At 58.2% G+C, this 3,134-nt stretch carries 3 protein-coding genes and 1 pseudogene; 2 read left to right on the top strand and 2 right to left on the bottom strand.

Annotation, left to right across the window (positions count from 1 at the left end; translation table 11 throughout):
- The first annotated feature begins 198 nt into the window (after positions 1-198).
- Positions 199-513, top strand: a complete 315-nt coding sequence (locus A3A5_RS0116085; RefSeq protein ID WP_018311577.1) for a hypothetical protein — start codon at positions 199-201, stop codon at positions 511-513.
- 1,211 nt (positions 514-1,724) lie between these two features.
- Here A3A5_RS0116085 and A3A5_RS0116090 read toward each other — a convergent pair.
- Together A3A5_RS0116090 and A3A5_RS41595 are read right to left on the bottom strand one after the other, a co-directional pair.
- Complete coding sequence (locus A3A5_RS0116090) at positions 1,725-1,958, bottom strand: hypothetical protein (protein ID WP_018311578.1); 234 nt, start codon at positions 1,956-1,958, stop codon at positions 1,725-1,727.
- Positions 1,959-2,306: 348 nt separating this feature from the next.
- A pseudogene (locus tag A3A5_RS41595) lies at positions 2,307-2,734 on the bottom strand (transposase); the annotation flags it as partial.
- Here A3A5_RS41595 and A3A5_RS38615 point away from each other — a divergent pair.
- Positions 2,735-2,992, top strand: coding sequence for a RusA family crossover junction endodeoxyribonuclease (locus tag A3A5_RS38615; RefSeq protein WP_369797784.1), 258 nt, complete (start codon positions 2,735-2,737; stop codon positions 2,990-2,992).
- Positions 2,993-3,134 lie beyond the last annotated feature (142 nt).

Consider the following 3,134-nt stretch of genomic DNA (forward strand, 5'->3'; position numbering starts at 1 on the left):
CTACGCCGCTTCGTCAGAAGTTAACAGAGCCAGCGCTCCAGTCGTTGTGCGTAAACGTCAGCCCATCCGACCCCGGATTTATGCAACAACGCCACGCGCTAAGGCCAAGGACAGAATTATCCAATAGCACACATAAATAGCACCGCTAAGCAGAGACACTTTTATGTTTTTCTATAATTTTTCCGCATGAGATAAATCATGAGCCAAAAGATCAGCTTCAAAAACGAAACCGGCTATGTGTTCGACTTCTCAGTCCGGTGGCAGAGTAGCGACGGCAAGTGGAACACCACCGAATCGTGCGGCGGCTATCCCGCGACACAGTCTAGAACTCTCTCGCTTGACGAGATTGGCGTTCCGGCCGATGCGGTCGCAGTGACGCCCTACGGGCATACGGTGAGCCAACTGTCGGGTCAAGGAACGCCGCCCGTTACTTTCGCGTCGAACGATCACATCGCGATCTACGAAGCAACCGTGACACCTGAAAAAGAGCTTAAAATCACTCTAATTGAGTAAGTGGCGAACTCATTCTCCGAGCCTGTCGGTCTTCTGGCCCTCCAATGGATGATGTCCTGCTAGATTGTCGTGGCAGCCCAACCGAGAGACTACACCGATGAGCCGCTTCGTTCATCGCCCGCGAGCGGATTTGGCATCGTTCAGCTTGCAGCCATGCCGGTGATGAGGCCGGGGTTTCCGGTACACGGCACGCCGGCATCCACCACCTGCGTTCGCAACGACGTTGGCCAGTTGGTCCGTGCGGATGTTGCGCGATGCGTCTCGGTAAGGCGTAGTCGAGTACATCACGCCTGGAATCGTGTAGTTCGTCAGCTCCGCGTGCTGCATTTGGTCGGCGTGAGGTCAACGGTATGACACGTCCAGGGGACTCTTGTCGCTGAAGCCGATCGGAAGCAGTTTGAGGTTGACGAGGTCGTGGATGGTCGATGCTTTGCGGCCGTCGCCGAGACGCTGACGGCCGTCGGCCGCGATGGGCTTCCCGCCCCGTCATGTTGTCGAACAATAGGTGTTGACCGAGCTCGCGACGTTAGCCATGTACTGGCCTGTCCCGATCGCCAACGCGTCATCGATCAGATTGCTCGAATTGTGGATCATCACGGCCAGGCCAACGGCCGCAATGCTTAACGTGATAGGCCATCGTGAGTGGCCCGTAGTCCTCCACGCTCAAGGTTGCCGCGAACGACCGGAGATCTCTCGCGGCACCCTGGCCGCCAGCGTGGTCCGCGAAGCCCAAGCGGTGCAGCCAATCATCAACAAAGCTTCCCGCAACACTTTGTAAGCCTAGCCAATTATTAAACTGGGCACGTCGCCCGGCGAAAGCCCTTGTAGCAAGAGGCCCTTTGCATCCCTTTTCTGAAGGGCAAGTCGCTTGCTCACGCTGCCGAGGCAAGCTGCGCGCCAACGGTGCACCTACTTCCTGGACCGAGGCCATTGCATATCCTGCGAACGTAACTAAGGCAGGGGTTGAGATTGGTCGAGCCACGGCTTGAACTCTGTCGGAGGATCTTCCCGGATCTAGTCGCTCCTCACAGCCTTCATGAACCATGCTGGTGGTTCATGTACGCTCCGGCAGACTTGTCCAAAACTCAACACTGCAGCTCGAGAACTCATCGAACTCCTTGTCCGTTGATACTGATTTTGTCGACTTGCCACGCTGAAATCTTGGGGGTGGGGAAGCTCATTTTTTTCCCCGACGTTTGCAGTGCTTCCCTTCAGTCCACCAAAGATCCGCCCACGAACGGCTCCGAGTAGAGCGAATCAGAGCGCAACGCCGCGAACTCCAGCAGCTCCGCAAACCGCGTGACCTGCACGTCGACCTTCCGACGCCATGCCTTCAGTGAGCCTGAGTACACGGCCAGTGCTAGGTGGTTTTTGTGCTTGCGCGAAGAATAGCGGAACCTGAGCGGGCTGGGCCTTGCGGAAAAACCCCCGAGTAGTTCGAGCATTTGTAGTCCGAACCACTGGCACCACGCGTGCTCGCCATGGAATGCCCAGCTTGCTGAGCACGGTGTCATCGAGATCCAGGACCTGGATGTCGGTCTTGAGAGTGAACGTCGCGATCAAGCCCCTCTCGGCAACGTCGGACGGAGGTGACGCGTTGCGTCTCGTCGTTGGTGCAGAAGCCGGATTCCACAACGCGGTAGTGAGATCTTGGGCCGCATACATCCAGTAGCGCGCAAAGCGCCTGTCCGCGCCGGCGAACCTGGGGTCGCTTCAGAAATCTATGGTCACCCCCATTTTTGCAAGTCGCAAAACCAGTTTGGGTGATTCGTCAGCCAGGGGAGTGCCGCTTCTTAAGCTGGCGCGCCTGTACACCCCGCATCGAACACCGCTTTGCGGGTTGTGATTGCCCATGCTGTTCTGGCAAGCTTGTTCGCCAGCGCGCAAGCCACGACGTTGGAATGGCGGCGCAACAGCATTGCGCGTCCCCAGTCTGCCAGTCGCCCGGTTCGTCTATCAAGCTGACGCATATATGCTCTCGCGCATAGAACAAGCAAGCGCCTGATGTGCTTGTCCCCGCGTCTACTGATGCCGAGTAAGTTGGCTTTCCCACCGGTACTGTGCTGCCGGGGCACGAGCCCGATCGATGCCGCGGGCTGCTTCGGTATTGTTTGCCGTCGCCCATCTCGGCGGCGAGTACGCGCGAGGTGATCGGGCCCACTCCTGGAATGGATAGCAGGCGCTGGCCGGTGTCGTCATCAGCGAACTGGTGGTCAACCTCGTGGCGTTCATCCCGATTCCGTCGTCGTGGCCGAAGCACCGGCAGGCAGCAGCGCGCGCCGGCCTGCTGCTGCCGACGAACAAGCCAGACCTCGACAACATCGAGAAAGCCGTCACCGACGCATGCAACGGCGTCGTGTACGCCGACGACGCGCTCATTTGCGACGTGGTCAAGGCGAAGCGCTACGCAATCGAGTCGCGCGTCGTGGTCATGACCATTGACCCAAGAATCGACAGCGAGGCCTCTGGCGGCCCCTAGGAGCCGCGAACGCGGGTTGGCATATACACAACCTAGCCACCCCTATTTTTTAGGTTCGTCAGGAAAAAGTGTGGGTTGACGAAGGCTCAGGAAGATTGCCAAGTGCATGATATAGCGCGATTTCCGTCGCCCTGAAGGTTCG

This window comes from Cupriavidus sp. UYPR2.512, assembly GCF_000379565.1.
Lineage (GTDB): Bacteria > Pseudomonadota > Gammaproteobacteria > Burkholderiales > Burkholderiaceae > Cupriavidus.

What these genes read in the sequence shown, in the direction of transcription:
- A3A5_RS0116090 (WP_018311578.1), bottom strand. Translation starts at nt 1,958, where the DNA reads ATGCTCGAACTACTCGGGGGTTTTTCCGCAAGGCCCAGCCCGCTCAGG.
- A3A5_RS0116085 (WP_018311577.1), top strand. Translation starts at nt 199, where the DNA reads ATGAGCCAAAAGATCAGCTTCAAAAACGAAACCGGCTATGTGTTCGAC.